This is a genomic window from Enterobacter roggenkampii, assembly GCF_001729805.1.
GTDB lineage: Bacteria > Pseudomonadota > Gammaproteobacteria > Enterobacterales > Enterobacteriaceae > Enterobacter > Enterobacter roggenkampii.
In genome coordinates, this window is the sequence record NZ_CP017184.1 from 3231660 (window position 1) to 3248860 (window position 17201).

The following is a 17201-nucleotide window of genomic DNA, read 5'->3' on the forward strand; positions in this document are numbered from 1 at the left end:
ACACTCATGGCATATACCACCTTTTCACAGACGAAAAACGACCAGCTCAAAGAGCCGATGTTCTTCGGCCAGCCGGTCAACGTGGCACGCTACGATCAGCAAAAATATGACATCTTCGAAAAGCTGATTGAAAAGCAACTCTCCTTCTTCTGGCGTCCGGAAGAAGTGGACGTCTCCCGCGACCGTATTGACTACCAGTCGCTGCCGGATCATGAAAAACATATCTTCATCAGCAACCTGAAGTACCAGACGCTGCTGGACTCCATTCAGGGCCGTAGCCCAAACGTGGCGCTGCTGCCGCTGATCTCGATTCCTGAGCTGGAAACCTGGGTGGAAACCTGGGCGTTCTCCGAGACGATCCACTCCCGCTCTTACACCCACATCATCCGCAACATCGTGAACGATCCGGCGGTGGTGTTTGACGATATCGTCACCAACGAGCAGATCCAGAAGCGCGCGGAAGGCATTGCCCATTACTATGATGAGCTGATCGAGATGACCAGCTACTGGCACCTGCTGGGCGAAGGCACTCACCATGTGAACGGTAAAACCATCACCGTGAACCTGCGCGCGCTGAAAAAACAGCTGTACCTGTGCCTGATGAGCGTTAACGCGCTGGAAGCGATCCGCTTCTACGTCAGCTTCGCCTGCTCCTTCGCCTTTGCCGAGCGCAAGCTGATGGAAGGCAACGCCAAAATCATCCGTCTGATTGCCCGCGATGAAGCCCTGCACCTGACCGGTACCCAGCACATGCTGAACCTGCTGCGCAGCGGCACGGACGATCCGGAGATGGCGGAAATCGCCGAAGAGTGCAAGCAGGAGTGCTATGACCTGTTCGTGCTGGCGGCTCAGCAGGAGAAAGAGTGGGCAGACTACCTGTTCCGCGACGGCTCCATGATTGGCCTGAACAAAGACATCCTGTGCCAGTACGTTGAGTACATCACCAACATCCGCATGCAGGCGGTCGGTCTCGACCTGCCGTTCCAGACGCGCTCTAACCCTATCCCGTGGATCAACACCTGGCTGGTGTCCGATAACGTGCAGGTTGCGCCGCAGGAAGTGGAAGTGAGTTCTTATCTGGTCGGTCAGATTGATTCTGAAGTCAACACCGACGACCTGAGCGACTTCCAGCTCTGATGTCACGCGTCACGTTAAGTCTTTCCGGCACTGAGGTATTGTGTCGGGAAGAGTACCCTTCTCTGCTGGTGGCGCTTGAGGCGCATCAGGTCGAAGTAGAGTACCAGTGTCGTTCCGGCTACTGCGGCTCTTGCCGCTGCCGTCTGGTCGCCGGCCAGGTGGACTGGCTGACCGAACCACTGGCCTTTATCAACGAAGGGGAAATTTTGCCCTGCTGCTGCCGGGCAAAAGGCGATATCGAGATCGAGATGTGATGGTGTCGGGTGGCGCTTCGCTTACCCGACCTACAAAACCGCAGTTCGTAGGCCGGGTAAGGCGCAGCCGCCACCCGGCAATTTCAGCGTTAATCCTTCAGGAAGCTGACCGCTTTATCCGGGAAATCCGTAAACAGTCCGTCCACGCCCGCCTGGTTATATAACACCTCATAAAGCTGATTCACATCCGTGGCATACGGCGGCAGCTGGTCTGCACGCACGGTGTACGGATGCACCTGCATCTTGCTGGCATGCGCCTCTTTCACCATCGCCGTCAGCTTCACGTGTCCCGGCGTTGAGCCTTCCGCCACCAGCATGTGGTAATCCGGCCCGATGCCGTCGGCATACTGCGCAATCTGCTTCATCGCACCCGGCTTAAACATCCAGTCGTAGCTGTAGTTCACCCACTTGCCGTCCGGCTGCTTCTCCTGGGTTTCATTCCAGTCGGTATAGGCGATCAGCTGCACCAGATTGAGGTTCATGCCCATCTTCGGCTCCAGCTCGGTTTTGATACGCTTCAACTCGGCGGCGTCAAAACACTGCAGGTAGACTTTGTCCTGCTTGCTGGTGTAGCCGTACTGTTTGAGCACCTCCAGCGTCTTCGCGGCAATGTCTTTCCCTTCCTGGTGGTGGAACCACGGCGCCTTGATTTCCGGGTAGATGCCGATGTTTTTACCGGTGGAGTGGTTCAGTCCCTGAACAAACTCAATCTCTTCCTGGAAGGTATGGATCCGGAAGTCAGATTTGCCCATCGGGAAACGTCCCGGATAGACCTGCACCTTCTTGCCGTTTTCAATCTCGAAGCCTTCGGTGAACTTCAGGGAGCGGATCTCCGCCAGCGTGAAGTCAATGGCGTAGAAGCGGCCATCTTTGCGGGCGCGATCCGGGAAACGCTCTGCCACGTCCGTCACGCGGTCAAGATAATGGTCGTGCAGGACGACCAGCTGGTCGTCCTTCGTCATCACCAGATCCTGCTCCAGATAATCCGCGCCTTGCGCATAGGCCATCGCTTTCGCCGGGAGCGTATGCTCCGGCAGATAGCCGCTGGCACCGCGGTGGGCAATAACGATTTTATCCGCCGCCAGCGCGGAGCCTGTCATCAGGCCCGCCAGCAGCAGGCCGGTTGCTAACTGAGTTAATTTCATCGCAAAGCTCCTTATTGACGACGCGCCAGCACTTCCGCGTGGTGACGTTTTTCCCCGATCATCACAACAATCAGCAGCAGTACCGCCAGCACGCTTCCGCCGATCATCACCATAAAGCCGCCGTCCCAGCCGAAGAAGTCAACGGTATAGCCCACGATGGCGCTCGCCGCGACCGAACCGCCGAGGTAGCCGAACAGGCCGGTAAAGCCCGCCGCCGTTCCCGCCGCTTTCTTCGGCGCCAGCTCCAGCGCGTGAAGACCGATCAGCATCACCGGACCGTAAATCAGGAAGCCGATGACGATCATACAGGCCATATCCACACCCGGATTTCCCGGCGGGTTGAGCCAGTACACTACCGTTGCGATAGTCACCAGGGTCATAAAGAAGACGCCCGTCGCACCGCGGTTGCCCTTAAACACCTTGTCCGACATCCAGCCGCAAATCAGGGTGCCCGGGATACCGGCGTATTCATACAGGAAGTACGCCCAGGAGGATTTATCCAGCGCGAAGTGCTTCACCTCTTTCAGGTAGGTCGGGGACCAGTCCAGAATGCCGTAGCGCAGGAGATAAACGAACACGTTGGCGACCGCGATGTACCACAGCAGCTTGTTCGGCAGGACGTACTTCATGAAGATTTGCTTCGCGGTCAGCTCTTCTTCGTGCTTCTCGCTGTAATCATCCGGATAGTCATTTTTGTACTCTTCAATCGGCGGCAGGCCGCAGGACTGCGGCGTATCGCGCATCAGGGCGAAAGCAATAATCGCCACCAGAATGGCACCAAAGGCAGGCATGTAGAGCGCCGCGTGCCAGTCGTTGAACCAGGCCATCCCCAGCAGGAACAGCAGCGGCGGAATACCGCCGCCCACGTTATGGGCGCAGTTCCACACCGACACGATGCCGCCGCGCTCTTTCTGCGACCACCAGTGCACCATGGTGCGTCCGCATGGCGGCCACCCCATTCCCTGGAACCAGCCGCAGAGAAACAGCAGCACGAACATGATGGCAATGCTGGAGGTTGCCCATGGCACAAAGCCCATAAACAGCATCACCGCTGCCGCCAGGATCAGACCGGCAGGCAGGAACACGCGCGGATTCGAGCGATCCGACACGGAACCCATGATGAATTTGGAAAAACCGTAGGCGATGGATATCCCCGACAGCGCGAACCCCAGATCGCCGCGGGAGAAGCCCTGCTCCACCAGATACGGCATGGCGAGCGCGAAGTTTTTACGTACAAGGTAGTACGCCGCATACCCGAAGAAGATCCCCAGGAAGATTTGCCAACGCAGACGGCGATAGAGCGGATCTATTTCTGCCTCTGGCAGACGCGCCCTGTGGGGCGCAGGTTTGAAGATACTGAGCATAACAGCCTCCGTGGCCTTGAAATGAATGAGCAGGTGGCTCGCACCTGAATTCCAGAGGCGGGGATGTTAAGAAATCACGGTGATTGTTACTGTGAATCAACGCACAGATTGTTACAGAAATATGACAGAATGCGCAAAAAAGCGCATGAAATCACGTTTCACTTTCGAATTCCGCGCGTTTATGTTCGAAATCAAACAAACCACAAAATTACTATGGCTAAATGATAAAAAACGAACATAGAGGGTAAACAATGACCAGTCACGATCCTCGTTATAGTGATGTGATAATCATTGGTGGTGGCGCAACCGGCGCCGGGATCGCGCGCGATTGCGCCCTTCGCGGCTTAAGCGTTACGCTTCTGGAACGCCATGATATCGCCACGGGCGCAACCGGACGGAACCACGGCCTGCTGCACAGCGGCGCCCGGTATGCGGTCACCGACGCGGAATCCGCGCGCGAATGTATTGCTGAAAACCAGATCCTCAAGCGTATCGCACGCCACTGCATTGAGCCGACCGACGGCCTCTTTATTACCCTTCCCGAAGATGACCTCGCCTTTCAGGACACCTTTATTACCGCCTGCACTGCCGCGGGCATTCAGGCGGAGGCCATGGATCCGGCGCTGGCGCGGCGGCTGGAACCGTCGGTTAACCCGGCGCTTATTGGCGCGGTGAAAGTCCCTGACGGTACCGTCGATCCGTTCCGCCTGACCGCCGCCAATATGCTGGACGCCCGTGAGCATGGCGCACGCATTCTGACCGGACATGAAGTGACCGGGCTTATTCGCGAAGGTCATCGCATCTGTGGGGTGCGGGTGTTTGATACGCAGTACAACGAGCACGGCGAGCTGTATGCCGCCGTAGTGGTTAACGCGGCGGGGATCTGGGGCCAGCGTATAGCGGAATACGCTGACCTGTCGGTGCGCATGTTCCCGGCGAAAGGCTCGCTGCTGATCCTCGACCACCGCATCAACAACCACGTGATTAACCGCTGCCGCAAGCCGTCTGACGCCGATATCCTCGTTCCGGGCGACACCATTTCGTTAATCGGGACGACTTCAACGCACGTGGACTACAGCGAGATTGATTACAACCGCGTCACCGCTGAAGAGGTTGATATCCTGCTGCGGGAAGGGGAAAAACTGGCCCCGGTAATGGCGCAGACGCGGATTCTGCGCGCCTACGCGGGCGTGCGTCCGCTGGTCGCCAGCGACAACGACCCGAGCGGACGGAACGTCAGCCGGGGCATCGTGCTGCTCGATCACGCCGCGCGCGACGGCATGGACGGGTTTATCACCATCACCGGCGGCAAGCTGATGACCTATCGCCTGATGGCCGAGTGGGCGACCGATGCCGTCTGCCGCAAGCTCGGAAATACCGAGCCGTGCGTCACGGCAGAACAGCCGCTGCCGGGATCGCGGCAGTCCACCGAAAAAACGCTGCAGAAAATCATCTCCCTGCCCGCGCCGCTGCGCGGGTCCGCGGTATACCGCCACGGCGACAGAACGCCACCGTGGCTTGGTGAAGGAAGATTGAGCCGCAGCCTGGTGTGCGAGTGCGAAGCCGTGACGGCCGGTGAGGTGCAGTACGCGGTGGAGAACCTGACGGTCAACAGCCTGCTCGATCTCCGCCGCCGCACCCGCGTCGGAATGGGCACCTGTCAGGGCGAGCTGTGCGCCTGCCGTGCTGCGGGGCTGCTGCAGCGCTTTCATACCACCACCGCCACCCAGTCGCTCGATCAGCTCAGCGCGTTTTTAAACGAGCGCTGGAAAGGCATTCAGCCTGTCGCCTGGGGCGATGCCCTGCGTGAAAGTGAATTTACCCGCTGGGTCTACCAGGGGCTTTGCGGTCTGGAGAAGGAGCAACACGATGAAATTTGATACCGTGATTGTCGGCGGCGGGCTGGCGGGCCTGCTCTGCGGCATTAAGCTCACGAAGCAGGGGCTGCGCTGCGCCATTATCACCCGGGGGCAGAGCGCCCTGCACTTCTCGTCGGGCTCGCTGGATCTGGTGGACGAAGCGTACCGCGATAAGCTGCCGCCGGAGCACCCGTATCACCTGGTTGGTGCACAGCATATTGACCGCTTTGCGCTGGAAACCGAAGCGCTGCTGGCGGAGTGCGGCGCGCGTCTGCAGGGCAGCGCCAGGTTCAATCACCAGCGCGTTACGCCGCTAGGCACCCTGCGTTCCGCCTGGCTCAGCCCGGAGGAAGTGCCCGTTGCCCCCATTCGCGCGGGACGCGTGCGGGTGGTAGGGATTAGCGGCTTTCTGGATTTTCAGCCCCATCTCGCGGCGGCATCGCTTTGTCGCCAGGGCGTTAACGCCGACACGGCAGAAATAGAGCTGCCCGAGCTTGATGTCCTGCGCGACAACCCGAGCGAATTTCGCGCGGTGAATATCGCCCGTTTTCTGGATAACGAGGACAAATGGCCGCTGCTGTATGAGGCGCTCAGCCCGCTTACGGAAGGATGCGATGCGCTATTGATGCCCGCGTGCTTTGGCCTGAACGACAACCGACTCTGGCGCTGGCTCTCGGATCGTCTGCCCTGCACGCTCGGTTTGTTGCCCACGCTGCCCCCGTCTGTCCCCGGCATTCGCCTGCATACCCAGCTCCAGCGTAAGTTTGTTGCGCAGGGTGGCGTCTGGATGGCGGGTGATGAAGTGAAAAAAATCAGCCTGACTGACGGCGCGGTGAGCGAAATCTGGACGCGCAGCCACGACGACATTCCGCTTCGCACGCGTTATGCGGTACTGGCAAGCGGCAGTTTCTTCAGCAACGGTCTGCTGAGCAGCCGGGACGGCATCCGGGAAGCCATCATGGGGCTGGATGTCCGTCAGAGTACCTCCCGCGCGGACTGGTATCAGAGTGATTTCTTCTCGCCGCAGCCCTGGCAGCAGTTCGGCGTGATTGTCGATAACCACCTGCATCCGCAGCTTGCCGGTAAGCCCGTCAGTAATCTCTTTGCCATCGGCTCGCTGCTGGGCGGGTACGATCCCATCGCCCAGGGATGCGGTGGCGGAGTCTGCGCCGTCACGGCGCTGTATGTGGCAGAGCAGATTAGCCAGCGCACGGAGGCTGAACAATGAACGATACCCGTTTTGAAAGCTGCATCAAATGCACGGTGTGTACCACCGTCTGCCCGGTCAGCGGCGTGAACCCACGCTATCCCGGGCCAAAGCAGGCCGGGCCGGACGGCGAGCGTCTGCGCCTGAAGGACGGCAAGCTGTACGATGAAGCGCTGAAATACTGCATCAACTGCAAACGCTGCGAAGTCGCCTGCCCATCGGATGTGAAAATCGGCGATATTATCCAGCGCGCCCGGGCGCGCTACAGCACGCAAAAGCCGTCGCTGCGGGACGCGATTCTGAGCCATACCGATCTGATGGGTAGCGTCTCGACGCCGTTTGCCCCGCTGGTGAATGCCGCGACCGCTCTCAAGCCGGTGCGCCAGCTGCTGGATGCCACGCTGAAGATAGACCATCACCGCAGCCTGCCGAAATATTCTCACGGCACCTTCCGCCGCTGGTATAAATCCGTGGCGGCGGAGCAGGCGCAGTACGCCGAGCAGGTGGCTTTTTTCCACGGCTGCTATGTGAATTACAACCACCCGCAGCTGGGTAAAGATCTGCTGAAGGTGCTGAACGCCATGGGAACGGGCGTTCAGCTAGTGAATAAAGAAAAGTGCTGCGGCGTGCCGCTGATTGCTAACGGGTTTACCGATAAAGCGCGCAGGCAGGCCAAAAGCAACGTTACGTCGCTGCGCGAAGCCATTGTCGACAAGGGTATTCCGGTGCTGGCGACCTCTTCCACCTGCACCTTCACCCTGCGCGACGAGTATCCGCATCTGCTGGACGTGGATAATAACGGCCTGCGCGAGCACATCGAGCTGGCGACGCGCTTCCTGTGGCGCAAGCTGGACAGCGGACAGACGTTGCCGCTGGGGAAATTACCCCTGAAAGTGGTGTACCACACGCCGTGTCATATGGAGAAAATGGGCTGGTCGCTCTATACGCTGGAGCTGCTGCGGTTAATTCCGGGGCTGGAGCTGACGGTGCTGGATTCACGCTGCTGCGGGATTGCGGGAACCTACGGCTTTAAGCGTGAAAACTACGAAACGTCGCAGGCGATCGGCGCTCCGCTGTTCCGTCAGATTGAGGAGAGCGGCGCGGATATCGTGGTGACCGACTGCGAAACCTGCAAGTGGCAGATTGAGATGTCCACCAGCAAGCGTTGCGAGCATCCGATTACGCTGCTGGCAAAGGCGCTCGGGTGAACATGGCCGGGGCGAAAGGCCCCGGCACAGGCGTTACTCCACGAACAGCGATTCAACCACGTTAATCCAGCCGTGCTCGCTGGCCACCTCTTTGCCATTCAGCCAGCGGCGCAGCATGTTCAGCGCCATCATGGCGCATACCTCCTGACGCACCGCCAGGCTGTGGCGGGTAATGCTCATTTTTACCCGCAGGGCGTGAGTGCCCTCAGGCGTCGCCAGCGCGAAGTTGAGGTATTCCTCATCCAGCCCGCCGACAAACAGCGCCAGACCGGCAAAATGCTTCACCCTTCTCTCGGACGCCCAGCGGGCGGTTTGCGCGAGAGTCTCCTGCTGGAACGGCACCACTTCGCTGGCCAGCAGCGGCGCGTTGACGCGCGACAGCTGCAGCGCCAGCAGGCCACCGGTGAACTGCTCGCTTAAGGTCACGCTCAGCTGACGCGACTGCAGATGCTTCGCAATCTGCGCCGGTAGCCCTTCCGTGCCTTCAAAGATCAGGCTTTCACCCGCTACGCGCTGCACCTCAGGCCACAGCGCCAGCATCGCCTCTTTCTGGGTGGCCGGTCCGGTCAGCTTGAGCTCAATGATCGGCATGGAGGAGCGATAGCCCATAGACACGCCCGGCGGGAGTGAGAGGTGATCGAGGCTCTGAGCCAGATCGCTTTCCGAACGGCCAAAAGTGGTCAGACGCAGGCACAGCGGGGGTTCCGGCAGGGTAAAACGCTGGCGAAGGCGCGGCAGGATCTGCTGCTCGACCATCACTTTAAATTCTGAGGGCACGCCCGGCGTGAAGAACATCAGGCAGCGGTTCAGCTGCATGGCAAACCCGCACGCGGTACCGACCGGGTTATCGACCAGTTCAGCACTGGCGGGAATTTCAGCCTGTTTGCGGTTGCTGGGGGCCATGACGCGGCCACGTTCGGAGAAAAAACGCGCCATCTGCGAGAGCCACGCCTCATGCAGCACCAGCCCTTCGCCTTTTGCGGTCGCGGCGGCCAGGGCACTGAGATCGTCACTGGTGGGGCCGAGCCCGCCGTTCACAATCAGCACGTCGCACTGTTCACTGCGCTCGCGCAGAACAGCGACCAGTGACTCAAGATTGTCGCCCACCGTATTGCGGCGCGTTAACGGTAATCCTTGCTCAAAGAAAAGATCGGCCAGCCAGGCAGCATTGGTATCAATAATTTGTCCATGCAGCACTTCGTCGCCGGTGGATAACATCTCCACGTTAATCATTGTGTTCTCCCGCTTATTTGGTCAAAACACTATAGCGCAAACGCGGGGTGGAGAAGAGGAGAAACTGGCGCGACAGCATGCCGCGCCGGAGAGATTAGAAGCCTGCGCTAACGCCCACGTACGGACCGTCGGCCAGCGCGTTGTCGCGGTTACCGTCTTTGCCGGCCAGGTTCAGATAGCGATAGCCTGCTTCGATGGTGATTGGACGCATGATGGTCCAGCGCGCGCCGGCGTTGGCTTCCTCATAGCTGTCGATACCGCTTGAGAGGGAATCTGGAGAGTAGTAGTACTCGCCAAACAGGCCGAAGCTGTCGCCAATTTTCCACTGCAGGCCGCCGCCCACTGCCGCCGCATATCCTTCGTCACCGTCATTTGGGTTGGTATAGATACCTTTACCGCCGACGGTCGCCAGGAACGGGCCCAGAGGAATGTTGAGGCCCAGGCCGAGGCTTGCCGCGTCGCCGTCGTCATCGTTATGCGTCCAGCCGCCGGTCATCGCCAGACCGGATGTCTCGGTACCCATGCCGAAGCCCAGGTGGGTATAATCCTGACCCGCCGAGCCGTTAATGCTAATGGCGTTCGCCGCCGCAGATACAACCATCAGGCCGAAGCCCAGTAATGCCACTTTTTTCATTGTCGTGATCCCGCACAATTTTTATAGAGAAGCCCCAAAACCGCGAGATTTTAACCTAGGTCTTCCGGGGATCAAGCACTCTGCGTGCGGCCGGCCAGTAGATTGTAACTATTTGAAACGGCTATTATCCCTTCAGCGTTGCGTTAACCCACTCCTGCAGCGCGCGACGCGAAACTTTAATGCCGCCATTTTTGAGTTCGGTCGGCAAAAGCAGCCAGCGGACGGGTTGCTCAAAACGCGCCACCTTGTCCCTGACCCAGTCGGGTAAAGTGGTGATATCCGTTCCCGGCTCGCACTCCACCACCGCCACCGGACGTTGCCCGAACTCAGCGTCGTCCAGCGGAACGATAAACACCTGGTTAACCTGCGGGTGCGTGGCGATAACGCGCTCGAGCGATTCCGGCTGGATCCCTTCTCCGCCGCTAAAAAAGAGGTTATCCATGCGGCCGAGGATCGTCAGACGGCCTTCATGCCATTCGCCGCGATCGCGGGTGGCGAACCATCCCTGCGCGTTGATCAGCGGAATCAGTTCGCCATCCCGCCAGTAGCCTGAGGCCATGCTTTGCGCCCTGATCCAGACTTCACCGTTAACGACCTGCACCTCTCTGCCCGGCAGCGCACGGCCCACGTCCGGCTCGCCGTCGGCCTCTTTCGCACAGACGGTTGTGGCAAACTCGGTCAGACCGTAGCCGCAGAAGGTGCGTATATCCTGCTCTCGCGCCTGTTCGGTCAATTCCACAGGGATGGCCGCCCCGCCCAGCAGCACCGCTTTCAGTGCGACAGGCTGGTGGGCATTAAGCAGACGCCAGAGCTGGGTTGGCACGAGCGAGGCGTGGGTGCAGCCGCACAACGCCTGCTCCAGAGGCTGTTTCTCGCGCACGGTTAACCGCGCGCCGGCCTGCAGCCAGCGCCATAAAATCCCCTGGCCGGAAACGTGAAACAGCGGCAGCGAAAGCAGCCAGTCGTCATCTTCACCGTAGGGCATCAGCGACAAAACGCCGCGCGCGCTGGCAAGATGGGCCTCGCAGGTATGGACCGCCGCTTTCGGCAGTCCTGTGGAGCCTGAGGTCAGCGTCATGGAGGCCAGCCGCGCCGGTTGCCACGCAGCGCAATACGCATCGGCGGTCTCGCGCATGCTCAGGGCAGGAAGGCCGTCGTAGCTGCCGTCCAGCACCAGCGCAAAGCGCAGCGTCATCTGCGGGAGCAGCACGTCCAGCAGCGGGCGCGGCAGCTGCGGATTAACGGGAAGAATACGCGCCCCGCACTGGAGCAGCGCCAGCCACGCCAGCAGGGTGTGCGGGTGGTTATGGGCCAGCAGCAGCACGCCGTCGCCCTCCTCCACGCCCTGACGGTGAAAGCCCGCCGCAAGGCTGTCGATGCGCGCGCACAGCTGTTGCCAGCTGAGCACCTCGTCGTTCAGCCTCAGCGCCGGTTTATCGGCAAATTGCGCACGCCAGTGCCGCCACGGCCAGTCGGTAAAACTCATCGCAACGGCTCCAGCGCCGCGACGTCGAGGCACGGCAGCGCGCTGTCCGGCCACGGGCGAAGAAGCTGAGCCTGCATCAGGTTCAGCGTGTCGAGGCCGGGGACCGTGTCAGGCGTTAACCAGGCGGCAATGCGCGCCAGCTGGGTTAGCCCAAGGCTGGACTCAATTGACGAACTGATGACCGCCGTCAGCCCTAAGGCGTGCGCCGCCGCGACCTGCTCGCGCACTTTCGCCAGGCTGCCGGTCAGCGTCGGTTTAATCACCACCGCGCTGACGCCGGGCTCGGCAGCAAATTCAAAATCGGCCTCGCGCAGGCTTTCATCCCAGGCGATGGCAATCCCCGTTTCGCGGGCAAACGCGCGTGAATCGTCGCGGGTTTTGCACGGCTCTTCGAGGAAGGCAATGCGGCTGCGGTACGCCGGATTGACGTACTTTGCAAACTGCTGCGCCTTAAGCGGCGTCCAGGCGCGGTTGGCGTCCAGACGCAGATGCAGATCGGGGATCGCCTCCAGCAGCAGGTTGGCGACCATGCCGTCACGCACCGCTTCATAAAGCCCCACTTTGATTTTCGCGACCTTCTCGCCCGGCATGGCAGAGAGCAGCGCGAAGAGCTCGTCCGGATCCCCTGTACAGAGCGGTGCCGCGCGGTAGTTAGCCTCTTCAGGCAGGCTGCCGTCCAGCTCCGCCAGCGCGCAGCTGATACCAAAGGCCGCGGAAGGGACATCCGGCAGCGCCGGATCCGCCCCCTCACGCCACGCGTCCGCCCACGCCAGCAATGCAGCCTGCGCATCCTCCAGCGACTCGAGGCTAAAGCCCGGCAGAGGCGAAATCTCGCCCCAGCCTTCCCGCTCGCCCTGCTGCAGATGCACGAAGAAGCCGTCACGGGTTTTTAACCGCCGTTCACGCAGCACCACGCCCGCGTCCATCGGTATCTGCCAGCGGTAAACCTGCGCGCGACGCATTACGGATTCCGTTTGTATTTGCTGAAGTCTGGCTGGCGTTTTTCGTTAAACGCGTTGCGCCCTTCCTGACCCTCTTCGGTCATGTAGAACAGCATGGTGGCGTTACCCGCCAGCTCTTGCAGGCCCGCCTGACCGTCGCAGTCGGCGTTGAGTGCCGCTTTCAGGCAGCGCAGCGCCATCGGGCTGTTTTGCAGCATTTCGCGACACCAGCGCACGGTCTCTTTTTCGAGATCGGCAAGCGGCACCACGGTATTCACCAGGCCCATATCCAGCGCTTCCTGCGCGTTGTACTGACGGCACAGGAACCAGATTTCACGGGCTTTTTTCTGCCCGACGATGCGCGCCATGTAGGAGGCACCCCAGCCGCCGTCGAAAGATCCCACTTTCGGGCCGGTCTGGCCGAAGATGGCGTTTTCAGCGGCAATGGTCAGGTCGCACATCATGTGCAGCACGTGGCCGCCGCCGATGGAGTAGCCCGCCACCATCGCCACCACCGGTTTTGGACAGGTGCGGATCTGACGCTGGAAATCGAGGACGTTCAGGTGGTGCGTCCCCGCATCGTCCTGGTATCCGCCGTAGTCGCCGCGCACTTTCTGATCGCCACCGGAGCAGAACGCTTTCTCGCCTTCGCCGGTCAGGACAATCACGCCGATATTGTCGTCATAGCGCGCATCCGCCAGGGCCTGAATCATCTCTTTCACGGTCAGCGGACGGAAGGCGTTACGCACCTGCGGGCGGTTGATGGTGATTTTGGCAATACCGTCGGTGGATTTGTGGTAACGAATGTCGGTGTAGCCTTCGGAGCAGTCCTGCCATTCAACCGGGGCGTAAAGCATGTGTTCATCAGGATAGATCATAGAGTGTCCTTTATTCGAAGACGCAGTATCTGAGCCAGACTCGCGGCAACCGCGTCGGGGTTTTCCCGGTGGGCGTTGTGTCCGGCGTTGGGAATTGCATGGCAGACGGCGCTCAGCTCCGCAGCAAGGGCCGCAAACTTCTCATCACGTTCGCCATAGAGATAATCAAAAGTGAAATCACGTGCGCTGAGCGCGGTACGCAGGTCGGGCTGCACGGCCAGCGACGTCGCCTCGAGCATCATCGCCAGCGCCGCGCCGTTGTTCTGGCTGCGCAGGGTAATCAGCGCGTCGCGCTGGGCGTCCGTCAGGGAGGCAAACACGGGCTGTTGGTACCAGTCAGCGAATACGTTATCCAGCGGTTCGCTGCGAAAACGTGCTGCCCAGCGGCGGTCGGATGCCAGCCGCGCCTGTCGCGCATCGGCATCCTGCAGGCCCGGATGACCGCCTTCTACCGTCACGCCCAACAGCCCCTTCGGCTGCTGGCAGGCATGGAACATCGCAATGCGGCCGCCGAGGGAGTACCCGACGAGCCAGAATTTCAGTATGTTGTAACTAATCAGAGTTCGGGTAAGCAACGCGCTCATCTCGTCGAAGCCCGTCACGCCCAGATTCCGGGATCCACCGTGTCCCGGCAGATCCAGATACAGCCTGGGGTAATCGCAAAGCCGCTCACCAACACCCTGCCACTCGCGGCAATCGCCGGAAAAACCGTGCAAAAAGACCAGCCAGGGATAGCCGGGTTTTCCAGCCTGCTGCACGCCCGAGAGGATCACAGCTGGCTCACCTGCGCCAGCAGGCTTTGCAGGGCCTGCGCACCGTCAGCCTCGTTCACCACCAGCTCAATCAGCGTCGCGCCCGGCTGCTTCCAGGCGGAGCTTAGCGCCGCATCCAGCTGTTCCCAGCTTTCCGGGCGATGGTATTTCAGGCTGAACATTGCCGCGGCGTGTTCGAACTGCACGTTCTGCGGCATCAGATAGAAGCGCTCGCGCTCGCTCTGCGGCGTAGGCAGCAGGGAGAAAATCTGTCCGCCGTTGTTGTTAACCACGATCAGCACGAACGGGGCAGACGCCTGACGCAGCAGCGCCAGCGCGTTGAGGTCGTAGAGCGCGGAGAGATCCCCCACGATGGCCAGCGTCGATTTTGCGCTGGCGCGCTGCACGCCCGCCGCCGTAGAGATCAGCCCGTCGATGCCGCTGGCACCACGGTTGCTGTACACCGGGTAGCCCGCGGGCAGCTGCGAAAAGGCGTCAATCAGCCGCACGACCAGGCTGTTGCCGACAAACAGCTGCCCCTGCTCGGGCAGGTACTGGCGAATACGGTGCGCCAGCCCGGCCTCGCTGAACGCTTCACAGCGCGCATGGGTCAGTTCCCACGCCTGGCGCGACAGGTCCGGGAGGGTAACCGCCCAGGGTTTGCGTTTTTCAGCCGGATGGAGCGCCAGCCAGGCGTCGATACGGCTGACCAGACGACGACCGCGGTGGTGCGCCGGATCAAGACGCCCTTCCAGCGCGTCCACCAGCCAGTATTCGTCCGGTGTGCAGGTGGCCTGCCACTGCAGTAACCGCTTGCCGGTTAAACTCGATCCAAGCTGGACCACAATCTGCGCCTGCGACAGCTCGGTGACCGCTTTGGCATTACCCAGCCAGAGATCCGCGCACGGCAGCGGCTGACCGGTCTGGGAAAGCACGTCGCCGATCAGCGGCCAGCCCAGGGTTTGCGCCCATTCGGCGACCAGCTTGCCTTCGGCAGGGCTCATGCGCCCGGCGATAACCACGCCGCGCTTCTGCCGCCAGAAGAACCAGTCGCGCTGTTTCGCGCTCTCAAGGTGCGTCTGCTCGCGCAGCCACGGTTTCTCACTCCCCCACCAGTCACCGAGAGACTGCTGCCAGTCAAGACCCGTGTCGTCCAGCTCGCCGTACAGCGGCTCGGCAAACGGGCAGTTGATATGCAGCGCCCCGCCGCGCAGCGTCTCCATGGCGTGATCGACGGTGGAGACCAGCCAGCTCGCCGGAATATCTTGGGTGGGACGCGGCAGCGAAATCGTCTGCGAAGGATGCGAAGAAAAGAGCCCCGGCTGACGGATGGCCTGATTGGCGCCGCAGTCGATAAGCTCAGGGGGACGATCGGCCGTCAGCAGAATCAGCTTTTCACCGGTTAACCCGGCTTCAATCAGAGCCGGATAGAGGTTCGCCACGGCGGTACCGGAAGTGACAATCACCGCCACGGGCTCTTTGCTGACCTTCGCCAGACCCAGCGCGAGATGCCCGAGGCCACGCTCATCAAAGTGGGTGTGGTGAATCAACGCCCGGTTTTCGGCGGCCGCCAGCGTCAGCGGCGTTGAGCGAGAACCCGGTGCAATACACACGTGCCTGACGCCATGGCGCGTCAGGGCTTCAAGGATCACCGCCGCCCAGCGTCGGTTAAAAGAACTTACTGACATGAGATTGTCCGGTATCAAGAATGCGACACAGTATAAATAATAGAAAAAATTGGAATTTTGATGTGAATCGGGATTGCGCGATTCAGTATTAATCCCTTAGGAGCAGAGAGCGCAATCCGGCCGCTTTGTTTTCAATCTCCTGCCACTCCTGTTCCGGGTCAGACCCGCTGACAATGCCGGCCCCGGCGTAGAGCCGCAGGGAGTCATCCTGGACGCGGGCGGAGCGCAACGCCACGCAGAACTCACTCTGGTCAGGCGATAAATACCCGGCAGAACCGGCGTACCACTCGCGGTTAAAGGGCTCAACCTTCTGAATAAATTCGCGCGCAGGCTGTCGCGGCAAACCGGCAACGGCCGCCGTCGGCTGTAGGATATGCAGGCACTGCTCGTCGTCGGCCTGCTTGAGCTCGGTCCAGATACAGCGGCGCAAATGCTGCACCTTACGCAGGCGTACCACCTGGGCAGGCAGTACCTCAAGCGTCTGCGTAGAGTGCTGAAGACGCTGGCAGATATCCTCCACGACCAGCATATTTTCGCGCTGGTTTTTATCGTCGTTCAGCAGCCACTCGCCCAGACGCTGCGCCTTTTTATCATCGGTATGGCTGGCGACGGTGCCCGCCAGCGCTTCGGTGCGCAGCAGCGTGCCGCGTCGCCGCCAGAGACGCTCGGGCGTCGAGCCGAGAAACGCGTTGCTGGCGTCGAATACCATGCAGAAGTGATAGCAATGTAAATTGAGGGCGCGGCTGGCCGCCATCAGCGCGACGGGGTTAATGCGCTGTGTAAACTGAAGATCGGTGGCCCTCGCAAGGACAACCTTTTCAAAATCACCGCGCGCGATGGTTTCGGTCGCCCTGCGGACAAGTCTCAGCCATTCGGCCCGTTGCGGCTGATGGTTTTCGTGCTCAACCTGAACGGCCAGCGGGCGGATAGGCCTGGCTGGCTGGAGCCGCTGTAAAAAACCCCGCGCGGCATGGGCATCTTCCTGAAGTGAATAATCGCTCCACAGCTGCAGGCGCAGCGTAGCGGTGCCGGCGGTACGTCGCCAGAACAGTCGCGGTAAAAAGAGGCTGCCCTGCTCCGGATTAAAGGCGTTCAGGCCGCAGATGCGGGTATCACCTGCCGCGTTTTGCTCGCGCAAAAACTGCGTGGCTAACGCCAGAGAGGAAAAGGTGATAACCGCCCCCAGCGCGGCCAGCTCTTCATCGCCGTTACGCTGCTGCCAGTAAAACTGCGGATAGCACTGCTGCGCCCCAAGCCAGGCGAGAGGGTCGAAGGCATCGTTTAACGGGAAAGAGACGTCGAAATGACGTATGCCGGGCGTTGCGGGTAACGCTTGCGAAAGCTGGGTACGCAATTGCTCCAGCGCGAGGAAAATCGAATTCACGCGAACCTCTCCCTGTTAAAACCTCGTATTA

15 protein-coding genes are annotated in these 17201 nt (G+C 60.6%); 5 read left to right on the forward strand and 10 right to left on the reverse strand.

The genetic code is table 11. The annotated features are described in order from the left end of the window. Positions 1-6 precede the first annotated feature (6 nt). Both nrdB and yfaE read left to right on the forward strand, forming a co-directional pair. Positions 7-1137, forward strand: coding sequence for a class Ia ribonucleoside-diphosphate reductase subunit beta (nrdB, locus tag BFV67_RS15190; RefSeq protein ID WP_008500235.1), 1131 nt, complete (start codon positions 7-9; stop codon positions 1135-1137). Then, positions 1137-1391: a class I ribonucleotide reductase maintenance protein YfaE gene (yfaE, locus tag BFV67_RS15195; protein ID WP_069598611.1), complete on the forward strand. Its 255-nt coding sequence runs from the start codon at positions 1137-1139 to the stop codon at positions 1389-1391. The genes nrdB and yfaE overlap by 1 nt, the downstream gene beginning before the upstream one ends. A gap of 89 nt (positions 1392-1480) precedes the next feature. Here the strand turns inward: yfaE and glpQ are convergent, their stop codons facing one another. Beyond that, on the reverse strand, positions 1481-2536 hold the full coding sequence (glpQ, locus tag BFV67_RS15200) for a glycerophosphodiester phosphodiesterase (protein ID WP_032675223.1): 1056 nt from the start codon (positions 2534-2536) through the stop codon (positions 1481-1483). Positions 2537-2547: 11 nt separating this feature from the next. Beyond that, positions 2548-3900, reverse strand: a complete 1353-nt coding sequence (gene glpT, locus BFV67_RS15205; protein ID WP_008500232.1) for a glycerol-3-phosphate transporter — start codon at positions 3898-3900, stop codon at positions 2548-2550. Positions 3901-4151: 251 nt separating this feature from the next. Here glpT and glpA point away from each other — a divergent pair, with 251 nt between their 5' ends. Genes glpA through glpC form a run of 3 tightly spaced genes read left to right on the forward strand, consistent with a single transcriptional unit; the run spans position 4152 to position 8174 of the window. Beyond that, positions 4152-5780 (forward strand): anaerobic glycerol-3-phosphate dehydrogenase subunit A, encoded by a 1629-nt coding sequence (gene glpA / locus BFV67_RS15210; protein ID WP_039266773.1) that lies wholly within the window; start codon positions 4152-4154, stop codon positions 5778-5780. After that, the gene (gene glpB, locus BFV67_RS15215; protein ID WP_069598612.1) at positions 5770-6987 is read left to right on the forward strand and encodes a glycerol-3-phosphate dehydrogenase subunit GlpB; all 1218 of its coding nucleotides are present in this window, start codon (positions 5770-5772) and stop codon (positions 6985-6987) included. The genes glpA and glpB overlap by 11 nt, the downstream gene beginning before the upstream one ends. Next, positions 6984-8174 (forward strand): anaerobic glycerol-3-phosphate dehydrogenase subunit GlpC, encoded by a 1191-nt coding sequence (gene glpC / locus BFV67_RS15220; RefSeq protein ID WP_069598613.1) that lies wholly within the window; start codon positions 6984-6986, stop codon positions 8172-8174. Before glpB ends, glpC begins: the two co-directional genes overlap by 4 nt. Before the next feature lie 33 nt (positions 8175-8207). Here the strand turns inward: glpC and BFV67_RS15225 are convergent, their stop codons facing one another. The 8 genes from BFV67_RS15225 to menF form a co-directional block, all read right to left on the reverse strand. Further along, complete coding sequence (locus tag BFV67_RS15225; protein ID WP_021241545.1) at positions 8208-9407, reverse strand: nicotinamide mononucleotide deamidase-related protein YfaY; 1200 nt, start codon at positions 9405-9407, stop codon at positions 8208-8210. Between the two features lie 94 nt (positions 9408-9501). Next, a complete protein-coding gene (locus tag BFV67_RS15230; protein ID WP_023294110.1) occupies positions 9502-10041 on the reverse strand; it encodes a YfaZ family outer membrane protein in 540 nt (179 codons plus the stop codon). 124 nt (positions 10042-10165) lie between these two features. Next, complete coding sequence (gene menE / locus BFV67_RS15235; protein ID WP_069598614.1) at positions 10166-11527, reverse strand: o-succinylbenzoate--CoA ligase; 1362 nt, start codon at positions 11525-11527, stop codon at positions 10166-10168. Beyond that, entirely contained in the window at positions 11524-12489 is a 966-nt protein-coding gene (gene menC / locus BFV67_RS15240) for an o-succinylbenzoate synthase (RefSeq protein ID WP_023344578.1), read from the reverse strand. Before menC ends, menE begins: the two co-directional genes overlap by 4 nt. Then, on the reverse strand, positions 12489-13346 hold the full coding sequence (gene menB / locus BFV67_RS15245; protein ID WP_008500223.1) for a 1,4-dihydroxy-2-naphthoyl-CoA synthase: 858 nt from the start codon (positions 13344-13346) through the stop codon (positions 12489-12491). The genes menC and menB overlap by 1 nt, the downstream gene beginning before the upstream one ends. After that, on the reverse strand, positions 13343-14119 hold the full coding sequence (gene menH / locus BFV67_RS15250; RefSeq protein ID WP_069598615.1) for a 2-succinyl-6-hydroxy-2,4-cyclohexadiene-1-carboxylate synthase: 777 nt from the start codon (positions 14117-14119) through the stop codon (positions 13343-13345). The genes menB and menH overlap by 4 nt, the downstream gene beginning before the upstream one ends. Beyond that, complete coding sequence (gene menD / locus BFV67_RS15255) at positions 14116-15786, reverse strand: 2-succinyl-5-enolpyruvyl-6-hydroxy-3-cyclohexene-1-carboxylic-acid synthase (RefSeq protein WP_069598616.1); 1671 nt, start codon at positions 15784-15786, stop codon at positions 14116-14118. Before menD ends, menH begins: the two co-directional genes overlap by 4 nt. Positions 15787-15874: 88 nt before the next feature. Further along, on the reverse strand, positions 15875-17170 hold the full coding sequence (menF, locus tag BFV67_RS15260) for an isochorismate synthase MenF (protein WP_069598617.1): 1296 nt from the start codon (positions 17168-17170) through the stop codon (positions 15875-15877). Between the last annotated feature and the right edge of the window lie 31 nt (positions 17171-17201).

Coding starts and splice junctions, on each gene's coding strand:
- glpA (WP_039266773.1), top strand. CDS start 4,152: ATGACCAGTCACGATCCTCGTTATAGTGATGTGATAATCATTGGTGGT.
- nrdB (WP_008500235.1), top strand. CDS start 7: ATGGCATATACCACCTTTTCACAGACGAAAAACGACCAGCTCAAAGAG.
- yfaE (WP_069598611.1), top strand. CDS start 1,137: ATGTCACGCGTCACGTTAAGTCTTTCCGGCACTGAGGTATTGTGTCGG.
- glpC (WP_069598613.1), top strand. CDS start 6,984: ATGAACGATACCCGTTTTGAAAGCTGCATCAAATGCACGGTGTGTACC.
- BFV67_RS15230 (WP_023294110.1), bottom strand. CDS start 10,041: ATGAAAAAAGTGGCATTACTGGGCTTCGGCCTGATGGTTGTATCTGCG.
- glpQ (WP_032675223.1), bottom strand. CDS start 2,536: ATGAAATTAACTCAGTTAGCAACCGGCCTGCTGCTGGCGGGCCTGATG.
- menD (WP_069598616.1), bottom strand. CDS start 15,786: ATGTCAGTAAGTTCTTTTAACCGACGCTGGGCGGCGGTGATCCTTGAA.
- glpB (WP_069598612.1), top strand. CDS start 5,770: ATGAAATTTGATACCGTGATTGTCGGCGGCGGGCTGGCGGGCCTGCTC.
- menB (WP_008500223.1), bottom strand. CDS start 13,346: ATGATCTATCCTGATGAACACATGCTTTACGCCCCGGTTGAATGGCAG.
- menE (WP_069598614.1), bottom strand. CDS start 11,527: ATGAGTTTTACCGACTGGCCGTGGCGGCACTGGCGTGCGCAATTTGCC.
- glpT (WP_008500232.1), bottom strand. CDS start 3,900: ATGCTCAGTATCTTCAAACCTGCGCCCCACAGGGCGCGTCTGCCAGAG.
- menC (WP_023344578.1), bottom strand. CDS start 12,489: ATGCGTCGCGCGCAGGTTTACCGCTGGCAGATACCGATGGACGCGGGC.
- BFV67_RS15225 (WP_021241545.1), bottom strand. CDS start 9,407: ATGATTAACGTGGAGATGTTATCCACCGGCGACGAAGTGCTGCATGGA.